This is a genomic window from Sphingomonas sp. GW821-FHT12D09 (genome assembly GCF_058807215.1).
Genome location: NZ_JBXAQL010000001.1, coordinates 1079015 through 1095881, shown reverse-complemented (window position 1 = coordinate 1095881; position 16867 = coordinate 1079015). Strand labels below are relative to the sequence as shown.

General features: G+C 64.7%; 16 protein-coding genes and 1 tRNA gene. 9 read left to right on the top strand and 8 right to left on the bottom strand.

Features of this window, described 5'->3' with window-relative positions; translation table 11 throughout:
* Positions 1-88: 88 nt before the first annotated feature.
* Both AC1RPL_RS04945 and AC1RPL_RS04940 read right to left on the bottom strand, forming a co-directional pair.
* Positions 89-165 (bottom strand) — tRNA-Pro (locus AC1RPL_RS04945).
* A gap of 76 nt (positions 166-241) precedes the next feature.
* Complete coding sequence (locus tag AC1RPL_RS04940) at positions 242-1537, bottom strand: FAD-dependent oxidoreductase (RefSeq protein WP_493068139.1); 1296 nt, start codon at positions 1535-1537, stop codon at positions 242-244.
* 99 nt (positions 1538-1636) lie between these two features.
* Between AC1RPL_RS04940 and pnuC the strand changes: the two genes are divergently transcribed.
* The 3 genes from pnuC to AC1RPL_RS04925 all read left to right on the top strand — a co-directional run bounded on the left by pnuC (position 1637) and on the right by AC1RPL_RS04925 (position 5230).
* Complete coding sequence (gene pnuC, locus AC1RPL_RS04935; protein WP_493068138.1) at positions 1637-2194, top strand: nicotinamide riboside transporter PnuC; 558 nt, start codon at positions 1637-1639, stop codon at positions 2192-2194.
* A complete protein-coding gene (locus AC1RPL_RS04930) occupies positions 2191-2736 on the top strand; it encodes an AAA family ATPase (protein WP_493068137.1) in 546 nt (181 codons plus the stop codon). The genes pnuC and AC1RPL_RS04930 overlap by 4 nt, the downstream gene beginning before the upstream one ends.
* Before the next feature lie 184 nt (positions 2737-2920).
* The gene (locus AC1RPL_RS04925; RefSeq protein WP_493068136.1) at positions 2921-5230 is read left to right on the top strand and encodes a TonB-dependent receptor; all 2310 of its coding nucleotides are present in this window, start codon (positions 2921-2923) and stop codon (positions 5228-5230) included.
* A 21-nt stretch (positions 5231-5251) separates the two neighbouring features.
* Here AC1RPL_RS04925 and AC1RPL_RS04920 read toward each other — a convergent pair whose 3' ends face one another.
* Together AC1RPL_RS04920 and AC1RPL_RS04915 are read right to left on the bottom strand one after the other, a co-directional pair.
* Positions 5252-5998 carry a DUF72 domain-containing protein gene (locus tag AC1RPL_RS04920; RefSeq protein WP_493068135.1) on the bottom strand — a complete coding sequence of 249 codons (747 nt, stop codon included), beginning with the start codon at positions 5996-5998 and terminating at the stop codon, positions 5252-5254.
* A 95-nt stretch (positions 5999-6093) separates the two neighbouring features.
* The gene (locus tag AC1RPL_RS04915) at positions 6094-7074 is read right to left on the bottom strand and encodes a CsgG/HfaB family protein (protein ID WP_493068134.1); all 981 of its coding nucleotides are present in this window, start codon (positions 7072-7074) and stop codon (positions 6094-6096) included.
* Positions 7075-7203: 129 nt separating this feature from the next.
* Here AC1RPL_RS04915 and lepA point away from each other — a divergent pair, with 129 nt between their 5' ends.
* From lepA to AC1RPL_RS04900, 3 genes are all read left to right on the top strand, one after another.
* The gene (lepA, locus tag AC1RPL_RS04910) at positions 7204-9012 is read left to right on the top strand and encodes a translation elongation factor 4 (protein WP_493068133.1); all 1809 of its coding nucleotides are present in this window, start codon (positions 7204-7206) and stop codon (positions 9010-9012) included.
* Between the two features lie 346 nt (positions 9013-9358).
* Entirely contained in the window at positions 9359-9991 is a 633-nt protein-coding gene (locus AC1RPL_RS04905) for a DUF4747 family protein (protein ID WP_493068132.1), read from the top strand.
* Complete coding sequence (locus AC1RPL_RS04900; protein ID WP_493068131.1) at positions 9958-10227, top strand: DUF4747 family protein; 270 nt, start codon at positions 9958-9960, stop codon at positions 10225-10227. The genes AC1RPL_RS04905 and AC1RPL_RS04900 overlap by 34 nt, the downstream gene beginning before the upstream one ends.
* 952 nt (positions 10228-11179) lie before the next feature.
* Here the strand turns inward: AC1RPL_RS04900 and AC1RPL_RS04895 are convergent.
* Positions 11180-11845 carry a hypothetical protein gene (locus AC1RPL_RS04895; protein ID WP_493068130.1) on the bottom strand — a complete coding sequence of 222 codons (666 nt, stop codon included), beginning with the start codon at positions 11843-11845 and terminating at the stop codon, positions 11180-11182.
* A gap of 349 nt (positions 11846-12194) precedes the next feature.
* Positions 12195-13187 (bottom strand): hypothetical protein, encoded by a 993-nt coding sequence (locus AC1RPL_RS04890; RefSeq protein WP_493068129.1) that lies wholly within the window; start codon positions 13185-13187, stop codon positions 12195-12197.
* Between the two features lie 188 nt (positions 13188-13375).
* On the opposite strand from AC1RPL_RS04890, the gene modA reads away from it, so the two are divergent.
* Genes modA through AC1RPL_RS04875 form a run of 3 tightly spaced genes read left to right on the top strand, consistent with a single transcriptional unit; the run spans position 13376 to position 15394 of the window.
* Positions 13376-14113 carry a molybdate ABC transporter substrate-binding protein gene (modA, locus tag AC1RPL_RS04885; protein WP_493069081.1) on the top strand — a complete coding sequence of 246 codons (738 nt, stop codon included), beginning with the start codon at positions 13376-13378 and terminating at the stop codon, positions 14111-14113.
* Positions 14110-14796, top strand: a complete 687-nt coding sequence (gene modB, locus AC1RPL_RS04880; RefSeq protein ID WP_493068128.1) for a molybdate ABC transporter permease subunit — start codon at positions 14110-14112, stop codon at positions 14794-14796. Before modA ends, modB begins: the two co-directional genes overlap by 4 nt.
* A complete protein-coding gene (locus AC1RPL_RS04875; protein WP_493068127.1) occupies positions 14786-15394 on the top strand; it encodes an ATP-binding cassette domain-containing protein in 609 nt (202 codons plus the stop codon). The genes modB and AC1RPL_RS04875 overlap by 11 nt, the downstream gene beginning before the upstream one ends.
* Here the strand turns inward: AC1RPL_RS04875 and AC1RPL_RS04870 are convergent.
* Both AC1RPL_RS04870 and AC1RPL_RS04865 read right to left on the bottom strand, forming a co-directional pair.
* Complete coding sequence (locus AC1RPL_RS04870) at positions 15391-16257, bottom strand: 2-dehydropantoate 2-reductase (RefSeq protein ID WP_493068126.1); 867 nt, start codon at positions 16255-16257, stop codon at positions 15391-15393. The genes AC1RPL_RS04875 and AC1RPL_RS04870 overlap by 4 nt on opposite strands.
* The gene (locus AC1RPL_RS04865) at positions 16257-16763 is read right to left on the bottom strand and encodes a DUF1993 domain-containing protein (RefSeq protein ID WP_493068125.1); all 507 of its coding nucleotides are present in this window, start codon (positions 16761-16763) and stop codon (positions 16257-16259) included. The genes AC1RPL_RS04870 and AC1RPL_RS04865 overlap by 1 nt, the downstream gene beginning before the upstream one ends.
* Positions 16764-16867: the final 104 nt, after the last annotated feature.

Genomic DNA, 16867 nt, shown 5'->3' with positions numbered 1-16867 from the left:
CGCCTAGCAGCTGATGGAGGCGCACCCAAGTGCTCTGTGACCCCTGGTGGTCACATCACGTAAAGTGCTGATGTAGCGGGAAAGAAATTGGTCGGGGAAAGAGGATTCGAACCTCCGGCCCCTGCCTCCCGAAGACAGTGCTCTACCAGGCTGAGCTATTCCCCGACCGGCGCCTCCGAGGCGAACCCCGACTGCGAGGGGGCGCCTATAACCACGCAAATCACGCCGCGCAACCGCTGAATCAGCTTTTCAGCGCGCCCAGCATCGCATCGACCGAAACGAACTTCTCGCGCGGAGAGCCGACACGCGCGGCGGCGATCTCGGCGGTGTCGATCTTCTGCCAGTCGCGGAATGTGACCACATCGGTCCCGCGCTGGGCGAGGAGCGCATCGAGCCCCGGCCGCCCGGCCTTGCCCGAGCTGTCCCCGATATCCTCGGCGATCTTCTCGGCAATGGCGAAGCCGTCGGGCCGGTTGGTGCCGATCGTCCCCGTCGGCCCTCGGCGCGCCCAGCCCACGGCATAGAGGCCCGGCAGCACCCGCCCATCGACATTGGCGAATCGCCCCGCCTTGTCGTCATAGGGCACGCCTTCGATCGGCGGGGTGCGATAGCCGATGCAGCTGATCACCAGGCTGGCGGGGATGGCATAGGTCTCGCCGGTGCCGTGCGAGCTGCCGTCCAGGCCCAGCGCGGTGCGCTCGACGATCACCCGCTCGACCTTGCCGGCGCCTTCGATCGCCACGGGCATGGCGAAGAAGTCGAAGACGATGCGGATCTGCTTCTCGGGCATGCCCTGGGCATAGCGGCGCAGATGTCCCACGGCCTTGCGCTGCCCGGGATCGAGCACGCCGTCATCCTCCACCGGCGGGAAGTCGGCGGGATCGACCACCGGCGTGGCATGCGCCAGGTCGCCGAGTTCGCCCAGTTCCTTGGGCGTCATCGCAATCTGCTGCGGCCCGCGGCGACCTAGCAGGGTGATCGTATGGGCATGCGAGCCGTGCAGCGCGTCGAGCGCATGGGCGACGATGTCCGACCCCTCCAGCTCGTCCTCGGCCTTGGCGAGCACCCGCGCGACATCGAGTGCGACATTGCCGTTGCCGATCACCACCGCGGCCCCGTCGAGCGGCGGGTTGAGGCGGGCATAATCGGGATGGCCGTTATACCAGCCGACAAAGGCGGCGGATCCGACCACGCCGGGCAGTTCGGCGCCCGGAATCTCAAGCTTGCGGTCATGCGGTGCGCCGGTGGCGAGCACCACTGCATCATAGAGGTCGCGCAATTCGTCGAGCGACACGTCCTTGCCCAGCGTCACATTGCCGACGAAGCGGACATTGTCGGTCAGCGCCACCGCTTCATAGCGCCGCGAGACGCCCTTGATCGACTGGTGATCGGGCGCCACCCCGGTGCGGATCAGCCCGAAGGGCACCGGCAGCCGGTCGAGGATATCGACCCGTACTTCGTCGCCAAACACCTTCTGGCAGGCTTCGGCAGTATAATAGCCGGCCGGACCTGAACCGATCACCGCGACATGACGCATGGGCCTCTCCTCCCGTGATCCAAGCCCTCAACCTAGCGGCAGGGACGGGGAGGGCAAGCCTCCCTCTCGACGGATGCCTCGGGTTGTTGCTAGGCGGGGATGGTGAGCCCTATCGAGATTGTCGCCGCTGTCCTTGTGCTCGTGAACGTGGCGCTCGTGGTCCGCCGAAGCATGTGGAACTACCCCTTCGCGCTGGTGGCGGTGTCGCTCTACGCCTGGATATTCTTCGGCGAGAAGCTCTACAGCGATGCGCTGCTCCAGCTCTTCTACCTTGCGCTCAACCTCTATGGCTGGTGGAACTGGGCCCGCTCGCAAGCCGATACCGGCGAAGTGCGGGTCGAGCGGCTTGCCGCACGCGAGCGGCTGATCTGGGCGATCGCCTGCGTGGTCGCCACTGCCGGCTGGGGCTGGCTGATGCACAGCCACACCGATGCGGCCTATCCCTGGTGGGACGGCAGCATCGCGGTGATCAGCATCGCCGCGCAAATCCTGCAATCGCGCCGCAAATGGGAAAGCTGGGTGTTGTGGATCGCGGCCGACCTGCTCGCGGTGCCTTTGTTCGCCGTTAAGGATATTTGGCCTACCGCCATCCTCTATGCGATTCTCCTGGTCCTTGCGATCCGGGGCCTCCTCGACTGGATCAAGAAGACTGCATGAAACTGCGCACGATCTGCCTCCACGGGCCCGAGAGCACCGGCAAGTCCACGCTCGCCCCGCGTATCGCCGAGCATCTCGGGGGCGAAGTGGTGGAGGAATATGGCCGGGAATATGCCGAGGCGCGCGGCATCGTCTTCTCGATGCAGGACCTGCTCGAGATCGCCAAGACGCATGATGCCGGTACCCGCACGATGGTCGCCGCCGGCCTCAAGCCGCTGGTGCTCGATACCGATCCGCTGATGACCGCGGTTTGGGCCGACATGCTGTTCGGCCGCCGCGATCCCTGGTTCGACGCGTGGCAGGGCACGGCGGACCTCTATCTTCTATTCGACATCGATCTGCCCTGGATCGCCGACGGCACGCGCATGTTCGGCACGCCCGAGTTGCGCCAGCGGTTCTTCGACCTGAGCAAGGCCGAACTGGAGCGCCGCGGCCTGCGCTGGGCGCTCGTCTCGGGCGCGGGCGAGGCGCGCTATGCCAATGCGATCGCAGCGATCAAGGCAGCTCAGGTGGATCTGACGGACGACTTGTCCACAGTTTGATGTTGCAGGTGCGAAAAATTCCGCAATCTTGTCACAACTCGTACACAATCCGATCCTAACCGCGCCCCTGCAGAGGGCGTGATAAGCCCTCAAAAACCAGAATATCAGGCGAGGTGACGGCGCGGCTCCGAATGCGGGATCGTGGCCGCTGCCGTGCGCCGGATACCGACCAGGGAACACCAAGATGAAAATCCAGAAGACGGCCCTTTTCCTCGGCGCCGCGTTCAGCGCGCTGACGATCGGCGGCACCGCCCAGGCGCAGGACACCGCCACCACCGCCGCGAACGATGGTCCCGAGACCGAGATCGTCGTCACCGCCGAGCGCCGCCCGGAAAGCCTGCAGAACACCCCGGTCTCGGTCGGCGTGATCAGCGGCCAGGACGCGCGTGACTTCACCGCAGCCGGCGACGACACGCTGCTCGCCCTGTCGGGCAAGGTCCCGAGCTTCTATGCCGAGACGACCACCGGTCGCATCTTCCCGCGCTTCTACATCCGCGGCCTCGGCAATATCGACTTCTACCTGGGCGCCTCGCAGCCCGTGTCGATCATCCAGGACGACGTGGTGCTCGAGCATGTCGTGCTCAAGTCGAACCCGGTCTATGACCTCGATCACGTCGAAGTGCTGCGCGGCCCGCAGGGATCGCTGTTCGGCCGCAACACCACTGCCGGCATCGTCAAGTTCGACACCGTCCGCCCGACGCTGGACGGCCTCGATGCGCGCGGCACGCTGTCCTACGGCAGCTACAACAGCATCAACCTCGATGCCGGCATCGGCGGCCCGATCGCCGACAATGTCGCGGTTCGCGTTTCCGGCCTGATCCAGCACCGCGACGACTATGTCGACAATGCCTATGCCGGCCCCAGCGCCGACGGCACCGTCGGCCCGCGCAAGAACGCGATGGGCGGCTTCGACGAGCGCGACGCCCGCATCCAGCTGCTGGTGAAGCCGACCGAGGATTGGACCTCGCTCTTCTCGGCGCACATGCGCAACTATAACGGCACCTCGACCCTGTTCCTGCGCCAGGCGCTCAAGAAGGGCTCGAACGACGTCAGCAACGTCTCGCGCACAACGGTCCGCTTCGACGAGGCGATGGACAATCCGCAGGACTATGACACCTACGGCATGTCGTGGAACAACGCCTTCGACCTGGGCTTCGCCACGCTGACTTCGATCACTGCGTACGAGACCAGCTCGGGCTATAGCCGCGGCGACACCGATGGCGGCGCAGCAGCCGACTTCCCGGTCGGTGGCGTGGCCAATGGCTATGGCCAGTCGATGGGCCGTCTGGCCGATCTCGATCAGTGGACGCAAGAAGTCCGCCTCGCCAGCAACGGCGACAGCGCCTTCAAGTGGCAGGTCGGCGGCATGTATTTCGACAGCCGCGACATCACCGAGTTCTACCAGCGCGCCTGGTTCCTGACGACGCCGGCCCGCAATCCGAACAACTGGGTGCGCCTGCACGACGTCAACACCAGCTGGGCATTGTTCGGCCAGGTGAGCTACCAGGTGACGCCGCGCTTCCGCCTCACCGCCGGCGCGCGCGTGACCGAGGACACCAAGACCACCGACCTGCTCAAGATCGCTGATAGCGCGACGGGCGCCGTGACGTATCCGGGTCGCCGCCATGTCCGTATGTCGGACACGCAGCCCAGCTGGGACGTGAGCGCACTCTATGAGGCGAGTGACGATCTGAGCCTCTATGCCCGTGTCGCCCGCGGCTTCCGTGGCCCGACCATCCAAGGCCGCTCGGCGGTGTTCAACTCGGACTTCACCACTGCGAACTCGGAGACGATCCTGTCATATGAGGCCGGCCTCAAGTCGAGCCTGTTCAACAACAAGGTCCGCTTCAACCTGACTGGCTTCTACTACACGGTCGACGACATCCAGCTGAACGGCAATGACTCGAACGGCAACGGCGTGCTGTTCAATGCCGACAAGGCCGAAGCGTACGGCGTCGAGGCCGAGCTGAACCTGCATCCGGTGCGCAACCTGGCGATCTCGCTGGGCGCCAGCTGGCTCCACACCGAGATCAAGGACAAGCGCGTCTATGCCCAGGCCTGCGCGCTGAACGGCGTTCTGGTCTGCACGGTCAACGATCCGATCGTGACCCGCACCGTGTTCGGTTCGCCGGCCTATTTCGCCCAGATCGACGGCAACCCGCTGCCGAACGCGCCGGAATATAACCTCAACGCCACGGCGCGGTACGACGTGCCGATCAGCGACAGCGGCAAGGTGTTCATCGCCACCGACTGGAACCTGCAGGGCTACACCAACTACGTGCTCTACAAGACCGACGAGTTCTACTCGAACGGCAATTTCGAAGGCGGTCTGAAGCTCGGCTACACGGGTGGCAACGGCACCTGGGAAGTCGCGGCTTTTGCCCGCAACATCACGAACGAGAAGAACCTCAAGGGCGTGATCGAAAACTATATGGCTGCCGTGCTCAACGAGCCGCGCGTCATCGGCGTGTCGCTGACCGGCCGGACCCGCTAAGCACCCTCGCTTACCGGCAAGTCAGTCGGGCCTGGCGGATTGCAACCCCGCCGGGCCCGTCCCCTTTGCGAAGTCGAGGGCGTCGGCCGTGGCCGCGCCGCTTGCGGTGTTGTCGAAGATCACCCAGCTTTCCGGGGCTTCGGCAGTGCGAACGCGGGCCAGCCAGCGCACCTGCGCTTCGGCATCATAGCTCGACCAATAGATGCGCGGGCTGCCGTGCAGGCGGAAATAGGCGAGGCCCGGCCAACCGCGTGGTTCCGCCGCTTCAGGCACCGGTGCGGGATCTGCGGCGACCCGGGCAATGCGCCGTTCGACCAGCAAGGCTTCTGCGTCGGGGGTGAACCAGCTCGGATGGCGCGGCTCGATCACCGTGGCGCCACCGACGATCTCGCCCAGTTGCAGGAAGAACCGGTCCGCTGGCACCGGGTCGAAGGCGAAGCTTGGCGGCAGTTGCATCAGCACCGGCCCGCGCTTCTCGCCGAGTCCACCGATTTCTTCTGCAAAGCGCGTGAGCAGCGCCTCGCAATCCACCAGCCGGGCCTCGTGCGTGATCGCCTTGGGCAGCTTCACCGCGAAGCGAAAATGCTCCGGCACGCTTTCCGCCCAGCGTTCATAGGTCGCGCGGCGGTGCGGGCGGTAGAAGCTTGAGTTGATCTCGGTTGCGTTCAGGCGCTGGGCATAGCGCTCCAGATTGCTCGCGCCTGCCGGGAAGCCGTCGCGCACGTCGCGCGGCAGGGCCCAAGCGGCTGTGCCGATGCGGAGAGTCATGTGCATGCAATCCGCCGCGACGCCGGCGGTTCCTGCATCGCTCCCTGCGAACCGCAGGGAAGGGGGGCGGACGCGCTCGGCGCCCGCCTCCCGCCTCAGTTCGAGGGAGCCAGCTTGGTGTTCAGCACCCAGCCGACATTGTCGTTTTCGTCGGCGACTTCCCACCACAGGCCGTTCTTGTTGCCCGTTGGGTAGACGATCCCGCCCACCGGGATCGTGCGGACGATCTTGCCGGTGGCAGCCGGCGTGGTGCGCATCGCAACGGGAGCCTGCGCGGTGAAGGTCTTCATCGGCGCGGCCTGGGCCGTGCCTGCGTCGCCCGGCCGGACCAGGCCGAGCTCCGTGACCATCTTGGAATAGGCCTGGATGAAGGACAGCGTGACGATCCTGCCGATATCGGTGTTCTCATAGCCGCCGCCGACTGCGCCGGCCGCACCGCCCAAGAAGCCTAGGCCGCCGCCCACGCCGAACGAGATGTCGTTCTTGGCGGCATAGCCGTCCTCCACCGCGATCGTCTCGGTAGTGCGGACATTGGTCAGCGAGAGCACGGTGTTCGCCTCGAGCTTGCGCGACTTGATGCCGCCGCCGATCGCTGCGCCGGTACGGCCGCCGATCAGGCCGCCGATCGCGCTGCCCACGCCGCTGCCGCTCGCATTGCTGTTGGCGCCTGCGACTTCGGCGACGAGTACATAATCGGCCGCCTTGATCTGGCCCTGGCCGACGTTCGAGCCGCGCTGCAGCCCCAGGCCACCCCCGATGTCACGCTCGCGCGCCGCGGCCTGCAGGCCGGTACCGCGATCGACGATGTTGAAGCATCCCGAGCGCTGGACGAGCACCCGCAGCAGTTTGGCAGGCGGGGCGAGCTGATACTGCGTCCAGCCGCGGGGATCGTCGCCATCGACGATCGAAAGCGTGCCGAGCTTGCGCGTGCAGTGCGGCACGTCGTTGACGGCAGCGTCCTGCATCTTCTGGCCCTTGGTTGGCTTGGCCTGCCTCTGGGCATAGGCCTGGCTGGCACCGAGCAACGCGGCCGAAGCCATGAGTGCCTTCACGACGAACGAAGTCTTGGAGACCATTATTCCCCTCTCTCTTTGCAACAGCGGCCCCGATAGCGGCAAAAGCGCGCCGACGGAATTGCAGAAGGCGCAAGCGCTGCATTTCGAGCGCTTTGGCTTTCGCGTGCAAGCTGCTAACGGGCGCGGATTATGGCGACCGAACTTTCCAAGATCCGCAACTTCTCCATCATCGCGCACATCGACCATGGCAAGTCGACCCTGGCCGACCGGCTGATCCAGCGCACCGGGGGACTCTCCGAGCGCGAGATGTCGGCCCAGGTCCTCGACAACATGGACATCGAGAAGGAGCGGGGCATCACCATCAAGGCGCAGACCGTGCGCCTTGAGTGGAAGGGGCATGTCCTCAACCTGATGGACACCCCCGGCCATGTCGACTTCGCCTATGAGGTGAGCCGCAGCCTCGCCGCGTGCGAGGGCGCCCTCCTGGTCGTCGACGCCGCGCAGGGCGTGGAAGCCCAGACGCTCGCGAACGTCTACCAGTCGATCGAGCATGACCATGAGATCATCCCGGTCATCAACAAGATCGATCTCCCCTCGGCCGAGCCCGAAAAGGTGCGCCACGAGATCGAGGAGATCATCGGCATCGACGCCTCGAACGCCGTCCTCGCCAGCGCCAAGTCCGGCATCGGCATCGACGAGATCCTCGACGCGATCGTCGAGCGCATCCCCGCGCCCACCGGCGATGCCGAGGCCCCGCTCAAGGCGATGCTCGTCGACAGCTGGTACGACCCCTATCTCGGCGTCGTCATCCTGGTCCGCGTGATCGACGGCACGATCAAGAAGGGCCAGCAGATCAAGTTCATGGCCGCCGGCACCACCCATCTGATCGACCGCGTCGGCGCCTTCCGCCCCAAGATCGAGCAACTCCCCGACCTCGGCCCCGGCGAGATCGGCTTCATCACCGCGCAGATCAAGGAAGTCGCCCAGGCGCGCGTCGGCGACACGCTGACCGACGCCAAGCGCCCCGCGCTCGAGGCGCTGCCGGGCTTCAAGGAAGTTCAGCCGGTCGTCTTCTGCGGCCTGTTCCCGGTCGACGCCGCCGACTTCGAGAAGCTGCGCGAGAGCATCTCCAAGCTGCGCCTCAACGACGCCAGCTTCTCGTTCGAGATGGAGACCAGCGCCGCGCTCGGCTTCGGCTTCCGCTGCGGCTTCCTCGGCCTGCTCCACCTGGAGATCATCCAGGAGCGCCTGACCCGCGAATACGACCTCGACCTGATCACCACTGCCCCGAGCGTGGTCTACCGCCTCAAGCTGTCCAAGGCCGCCGGCGAGGCCGAGGCGCGCACGATCGAGCTGCACAACCCCGCCGACATGCCCGATCCCAACCGCATCGACGAGATCGAGGAGCCGTGGATCAAGGCGGTGATCTACGTCCCCGACGAATATCTCGGCTCGATCCTCAAGCTCTGCCAGGACCGGCGCGGCATCCAGCGCGACCTGACCTATGTCGGCGGCCGCGCCCAGCTCACCTATGAGCTGCCGCTCAACGAAGTGGTGTTCGACTTCTATGACCGGCTGAAGAGCATCTCGCGCGGCTATGCCAGCTTCGACTACGAGCAGATCGGCTATCGCGAGGGCGACCTGGTCAAGATGTCGATCATGGTCAATGCCGAGCCGGTCGACGCGCTGAGCATGATCGTCCACCGCGGCACCGCCGAGACACGCGGCCGCGGCATGTGCGAGCGCCTGAAGGACCTGATCCCGCGCCATTTGTTCAAGATCCCGATCCAGGCCGCGATCGGCGGCAAGGTGATCGCCCGCGAGACGATCGCGGCGATGCGCAAGGACGTGACCGCCAAATGCTATGGCGGCGACATCACGCGTAAGCGGAAACTTCTGGAGAAGCAGAAGGAAGGCAAGAAGCGGATGCGGGAGTATGGCAGCGTGCAGATCCCGCAGGAGGCGTTTATTGCGGCGCTTCGGATGGGGGAGGAGTGAGGCCCTAGGCCAGGACGGGGATTGCGCAGCAATCGCCGCCCTGGACGAGGATCAGCCGAACTCCCGGCCGACGACCGGCCGAGCGCGTACTCGGTCGTGTCGATCGGCGGCGCGGCTTTGCAGCGGCGCTTATTTCTTCTCGCCGAGCGGTGACTGCTTTGCGCCCTAGATATGGACGTTCGCGTGCCCGCATCGTGATCCCCAAAGCTGCCTTTTTTCATCTTGCGAGGGGCGAAGGAACGACTGACCTTGGGAAAGGTCCGCGTTTCACCGGTTACTTAGCAAACCGCTTGCCGGTAAAGGAGCGGTGGCCTAGCCTTAAAAGAAAGGGCAATACGGGGGCACTGTGGCAAGAGAACTGAAGCTAGCAGTTGGCGCACTAAACATTCGGCTGCATCCGCACTCTCCTGAGCTATACGATGAATACCTTCAAGCGCTTTACGATCTGAGATTGCCGGTCCGCATTCGCGGCGATAGGTTCGGTATGATCACTCTTCTTGATAGAAGAAACATTGAGGAGGGCTTGATCAAGGGTTTCCTTCGCACCTTCACAAAGATCGACCCAGACAGCAAATGGTTCGATGAAAACAGCCTTGAGGATGCCGATCCCGATCTTTTGAAAAAGATAAGCATCCCGGCCAACGCGCATCCGAACTCCTCAGCTTTTCGCTTCACGATGAACGTCAGAAAACACATTCTGACGTTCGAGCAGTATAGCGGCGGTCGTCAGCTTACGCCCAACAGCGCGGAGGCGATATTTCGCGGTCTTTCCGACGACCGGCTCATTATCGAGCAGTTTGGCCCGATCAAGATAAGCATTCTGCAAGATAGGACATCGCTGGATCGCATCTTTAAATTGCGCCGCCTCAAAAGCGTGCGCTTTATCATTGACCGCCCGAACCCAGACATCTGGGACGACGATCTTGAAGGGAGATCGACAATCAATTGGCCGCTGCTCACGCTCAGCGGATCGAGATAGCTTACACGGCGCCACCTGGCGGTGCGCTCCAGGAAACGCCTAGCCTGCGACGGCTGGGAACGGCCGCGCTGGCGAATGGGGAGGTTGAGGCCAAGGGATATGATGGCGATGGGCATGTAAGGATTTCGACACGCGACAACCCGCGCATCGATCAGACACGCTATGATCCCGAGGTGGAGAGCGAAGCGGGAGCGTTTGATCGCCTTCGTCGCGGTATGGAAGCCAATCAAGGATGAGACTTCCCGCCAGCTACAAGGGTCTCTTGGGCGCCCTTTCACGATATTGGTCTGACTACGGCGGGTGGAAAGACCTGTTGTCTTCGCCGCTGTTTCACTTTTCTGCCTTGGTCTCCAGCGCGTCTTACTCGGCTTGGCTTCGACCTGACTGGATTGATCTTCCCCTTAGTCTTCTGCCCAACCTCCTAGGGTTTAGCCTCGGCGCTTATGCTTTGATTTTTAGTTTAGCCGATGAGCGACTTCTAGCTGCTCTAAATGCGCCGACTACCGACGGCAGTCCGACCGTTCTGCGAATGGTTAACGCTACGTTCCTGCACTTCATTCTAATCCAGACTGCTGCGATCGTATTTGCGCTAATGAACAAGTCGACGCTTGTAGTCGATCTCGTTGGGATGCTGGCCTTCCCTCCACACTGGACCACGGCGCTAAAGCGAATCCTAACCGGATTTGCCGGTCTCGTCGGATATTTCCTCACAGTGTACGCGGTTGTGCTCCTGATTGGAGCGGCTTTGGCTGCATACCGCTTGGCGATAATGAGCGGCAGGGCGGCTAGTATCGCTCAGCAGACGCCGACCACCCAGCCTGTTCAACCACTGACCCCGACACCGGGGCCGCAGGAGTAGGTATTTTAATTCGCGCGGAGCCCGTTGTCTCGCAAGGCACGGTATTTGCCGATCTATAGACGAACCCAAGTTGACGGAACGTCGGCTGGGCTGTGATGACCGGGCGTCAGATTACGGCCCCCATCTAAGGTCGTCCAGACGACCAGCTGTGTATCTAACCGGCGCTTCAACTTTCCGACCGAAGGCTGCTTTGTGCTTCTGGCAGTCCAAAACCGGCTTGTCGGCAACCGGCCAAAACCCATCTCAATCGAGTCTTTGAACGTAGAGTGCCTTTACAGGATAATCCCAAGCAGAGAACAATGGCTGTGTCAGCAAGGTGACCTGAAAGATCACTCTAGTTTGAGACGCTCCCATTCGTTGATGAGCGACTTATACCGTTCGTAAAAGACCATATCCTCATCACCTCTCAACGGCGTCGTTTCTGGAGAGAAAAATACCCGACGAAGCGGGTCGATAATACGCATGTCATTTGGGTCAAGTTTCGTGAGGGCTTGCTGCATTACCCATAATCCCAGCCTTCCCCCTTCTTCTGTGAGTGCCGGCTCTTCGCTGAAGTATGGATATACGACGCGCGTATACTTCTTCCGGACGCGCGCGTGGATTGCGTCTCGTATACGAATTAAGCCACCAAGTTGCTCAATTCGTAGGTTACCGTGTACGCTTTGAGGAATGATTTCCAGTGGCTCGTTCGACCAACGCAACTTTTCATTCAGAAGATTAAGCACGCCATCTTTTAATAATGGATATAATCTCTCGAAGTTCTTATTGGAAGCTATTCGGCCTGCGGTGAGGTCACTTAGGTCCGCGTGATCGGAAATGTGTTTTTTTACGTCTGACCAGAAGGGGAGGTAGAAATCTCCTCCCTGACTTCTGGAGCCGCCAGCTCCTTTTTTGATATCGAGTCTAATATCATTTTTCAGAATTGAACGACGTAACTTCGGCTCTGCGAAGAACAGCTGCAAAGCTTTGCGAAGCGGAATGTCGAGAACAGACACGAATTACCCCTCCCTTCCCCGGCGCTGCGATGCGTCAACCATATGGTCATCCCCGCCAGCACAAAAGAACTTTTATGCTTGATCGATACCGAGGGCATGCCGAGCCCCTCGATACTTTCTGTTTTCATAGATCGTCATTTGGTTGTCTGCAGGTCTTTTCACGTCCGTCATGCGCCGCTGCTGAGACTCGTTCGAAGATGAATCGATGACGGCTTCCGTGAAGGCGATCTAACCGGAGGATGTTAGCTATGTCGGCGACAGCTGCCACCCAAGCTCCGCTCTGGAACGGCAGCACTCCGATAGGCTCCGCTTGAAAGTGGCCGGTCGCCTCACGGCCCAAAAGCCGTCATCACCCACGCCCCTCCTTCCACGCCATCCACCCCTCCTCCGTCGCAGCCGCCTCCCATTCCGCCTGCGCCTCGGCGATCCGGCGCTCGCAGGCGCGGCGGGCCTTTTCGCGTGCCGCGTGGGTGGGGCCGCCTTGCTGCGAGTCGCAGGGCACGGCCTCGCCCAGCGGCAGCGCCGGGCGTAGCGGTTCGCCCATTTCCTCCCAGGTCTTGCGGCGGATGTCGTCGAGCATGCGGCTGGTCGAGCTGGCCCAGACCTCGGGCTTGCCGCCGGCGCGGCCGGGGTTCGCCCAGGCGTCGATCAGCGCCATGCCGCGGCCGCCGCAATCGAGGATCAGCTCCATATGGGTGAGCTGGCGCAGGGTGAAGTCGGCGGCGACGACTTCGCCGGCGAGGCGGTGCTGGCGTTCGGCCTGGACCTTGAAGAAATAACCCATGAGGGCCCGGTCGAGCCAGGCCTTATCCTCCGCGCTCTCGCCGGGCGGGGCGTTGGCGGCCTCTGCTTCCGCCTCGGCGCGCGCGCGGCAGACCGGGCAATTCTCGGCGGCTTCCCGTGCGATCGTGTCCGGGTGGCGGGTGCCGCGGGGAAGGGCCGCGGCGCCGTATTTGCCCGGCAGGTGGTGCTGGAGGATGAACATTAGCAGCCGGTCATTGTACCAGCGCTTCTCGCCGCATTGCTCGCCCTTGTAGAAGATCGGGATGGGGACGCCTTCGAACGCGCGCTCGATGGCGACATCGACCAGGTTCTGGACGCCGTGATCGAGCGCGGCTTCCCAGGCGGCGCGGAACTCGTCGGCGCCGGGCTGGCGACGGAGGGAATAGGCGCCGACGGTGGTCATGTTGATCCGCTTGCAGGCATGCTTGACCGAGCCGGTGGCGGCGAGCGCGTCTATGAAGGCGCGCTGTCGCTCGGCGGTCCAGCCGTCATGGCGATATTTGCGGGGTACCGGCGTGAAGTCCGGCACGATCGGATTGCTGGGGACTCGGTTCTGCATCTTTCAGGATATGACCAAATAGGTTCGTGTAGGAAAGAGATTATTTTCCAGATAAGTTTTAAAGGCGCGCAGGCGCGATTTCGGGTATGCGCGGTCCGGCGAGGCGGCTTGCCTCGCGGCATGGCGAGTGTCAGGCAGGGGGCATGACGGTGGACAGGCGGATCGACCGGCGCGCGCTGCTCGCCGGAATGGGCGCGGCGGCGGTGATGCCGCGCGCGGCGCTGGCGGGGCCGGCGGGGCGGGCGCCGCTGGTGCTGGCGGCCGCGAGCCTGCAGGAATCGATGACGGCCGCGGCGGATGCCTGGGCGGCGAAGGGGCGGGTGCGGCCGGTCTGCTCGTTCGCGGCATCCTCGGCGCTGGCGCGGCAGATCACGGCGGGGGCGGCGGCGGACCTGTTCGTCTCGGCCGACGAGCCGTGGATGGACGATATCGAGAAGCGCGGGCTGATCGTGCCGGGCACGCGCGCGGCGTTCCTCGGCAACCGGCTGGTGGTGGTGCGGCCCAGGGGGGCGAAGGGCGATGTGGGCGCGCGGGTGCCGCTTGCCCGCCTGCTGGGCGGCGGTCCGCTGGCGCTGGCCGATCCGGATGCGGTGCCGGCGGGGCGCTATGCCCGGGCGTCGCTGCAGGCGCTGGGGGCGTGGGACGCGGTGGCGGCGCGGGTGGTGCGCGGGGAGAGCGTGCGTGCGGCGCTGGCGTTCGTCGAGCGTGGGGCGGCACCGTTCGGGATCGTCTATGCGACCGATGCACGGGCCTCTGCGCGGGTCGAGGTGGTGCGGGTGCTGCCCGATGGCAGCCATCCGCCGATCCGCTATCCGCTCGCCAGGTTGAAGGCGGCGAGCAGCCCCGATGCCGAGCCGTTCCGCCGCTTCCTGCTGAGCGGCGAGGGGCGGGCGATCTTCCGGCGCTTTGGGTTCCTGGCGCTGTGACGCCGGAGCTGTGGGGTATCGTCTGGCTGTCGCTCAAGGTCGGTGGGGTGGCGGTGCTCACCTGCCTGCCGGTGGCATTCGCGCTGGCCTGGCTGCTGGCAAGGGGGCGGTTTCCGGGGAAATTGCTGCTCGACGGTGTGGTGCATCTGCCGCTGGTGGTGCCGCCGGTGGTGACGGGCTGGCTGCTGCTGCTCGCCTTTGCAACGACCGGGCCGATCGGGGGCTGGCTGGAGAGCTGGTTCGGGGTCTCCGTGCTGTTCCGCTGGACCGGCGCGGCGATTGCGAGCGCGGTGATGGCACTGCCGCTGATGGTGCGCGCGATGCGGCTGTCGATCGAGGCGGTCGACCGGCGGCTGGAGCAAGCGGCGGCGACGCTTGGCGCGGGGCGCTGGCGGGTGTTCGCGAGCGTGACCCTGCCGCTCAGCTTGCCCGGGGTGGTGGCCGGCGTGGTGCTGGGATTCGCGCGGGCGCTGGGCGAGTTCGGGGCGACCATCACATTTGTATCGAATGTGCCGGGCGAGACGCAGACGCTGCCGCTCGCCATCTATGCGGCGCTGCAGATGCCGGGCGGCGAGGGACAGGTGCTGCGGCTGGCGGGTATCTCGGTGCTGCTGTCGCTGGGCGCGTTGCTGGCGTCGGAGATCATCGTGCGGCGGACCGGCAGGGGGCTGAATGTCCTTTGACCTCGACCTGAGCAAGCGGCTGGGCGAGGCCGAGATCGCCTGCCGGATCGCGGCGGGCGACGGACTGACCGTGTTGTTCGGGCCGTCGGGGGCGGGCAAGACGACGATGCTCAACATGGTCGCCGGGCTGGTCGAGCCCGATGCCGGGCATGTCCGGGTGGGTGGCGAGACCCTGTTCGAGGCGGCGGCGGGAATCGATGTGCCGGTGGCGGGGCGCCGCGCCGGCTATGTGTTCCAGGAGCCGCGGCTGTTTCCGCATCTCAGGGTGCGCGCGAACCTGCTTTACGGTTGGCGTGAGGGCGAAGGGCTGGACGTGGACGAGACGATAGCGCTGCTCGGCATCGCCCATCTGCTCGACCGCTGGCCGCGGACGCTTTCGGGCGGGGAGGCGCGGCGCGTGGCGATCGGGCGGGCTTTGCTCTCCAACCCGCGCTTCCTGCTGCTCGACGAGCCGCTGTCATCGCTCGACCGGGCGCGGCGCGAGGAGATCATGGCGCTGATCGAGCGGCTGCGCGACACGGCGGGCCTGCCGATCCTGATGGTGACGCATGACCGTGAGGAAGCCGCGCGGCTGGGCACACGGATCGTGGAGATCTAGCGCGAGCCCGCCGCGCTCAGCAGGGATGCAAGGGCGCGGTTCATCTGCGCGTCGATGCCGTGCTTCTCGCCCAGACGCACGATCACGCGGTTGCGGGCATCGACTTCGGTAAGGCGTCCGGCGGCGAAGTCGGCGTGGAGCGAGTTGACCGATTGTGGATGCGCCCGCTTGGTCCACTCGACGACCTTGTCGGCCAGCCCCTCCTTGAGGTCCGCACCCTCGGCTCGACCCACCGCAATGCACTCGCGCACCAGCATGCGCATCACGTCCGCCACGGCTTCGTCGTTCGCGACTTCGGCGGGGCGCATCGTGATCGCGCTGACGATCCCCGAGCAGTTGATCGCCAGCTTGCGCCAGGCGGCGGTGGTGAAATCCGGAGTGGTCTGCGCGTCGATCGGCGTGTCGGCGAACAATGCGACCAGTGCCTCGCCAGCCTCACCCTCGGGCACATGGATGGTGCCGTTGCGGCGCTGGACGATGCGGCCGGGGGCACTTCGTTCAGCGGGCAGGTCGATGATCACCGGAACCGTGCGCTGGGCGGGCACCTGTGGGAAGCGATCGCGCTGCTCGACGCCGTTCTGGATCACCGCGAGCCGCGTGGTGGGGCCCATCAGTCCAGGCAGCCAGGCGGCCGCGCCGGCGCAGTCATAGGTCTTGGTGGTGCAGAGCACCCAATCGACTTCGCTCGCCTGGGCAGGATCGGTCAGGATGGTCGGGGCGGCGCGGATCACACCCTCGGGCGTCTCCACCTCGAGATCGTCGAGCGGCGAACGCGCGCAGACCGTCACGTCGTGCGTCTGGGCCAGCCAGGCGGCGAGGGTGCCGCCAATCGCCCCCGCGCCGATCACCGCGACGCGCATCATCAGATGCCTCCCAGATAGTCCATCTTGCCGACCGGCGCGCCCTTGTGGCGCAGGATCCCATAGGCGGCGGTCATGTGGAAATAGAAGTTCGGCAGCACGAAGCCGGTGACATAGGGCAGGCCCTGGAAGTGGAAGCTGCGGCTGGGCGTCTTCACTTCGACATCGGCGTCCTCGCGGCCGTCGATCACCTCGCGCGGGATCGACTTGAGGAATGCGACGGTGGCGGCAATCCGCGCCTGGAGCTCGTCGAAGCTCGCTTCGGTATCGGGCATGGCCGGCGCCTCGACCTGGCCGAGCCGGGCGATCGCGAACTTGGCGGAATCGCTGACGCGCTGGATCTGGCCGGTGAGCGGCGCCATGTCGTCGGCCAGCCGCGCAGTGAGCAGTTCCTCGTGCGGAATGCCCTGTTCGTCGGCCCAGGCGCGCGCCTTGTCGAGGAACGCTGCCATCGCCTTGAAGCCGCGCAGGAAGACGGGGACGGTGAGATCGTAGAGTTCGGTTGCCATGGGCGCGCAGATAGGCCTGCCGCCGCCCATGCGCAACGGGTGCGCAACGACGGGCGTATAAGCCCTCTCCCCGAAGGGGAGAGGAAGGAAGAGCCTGGAAAGCC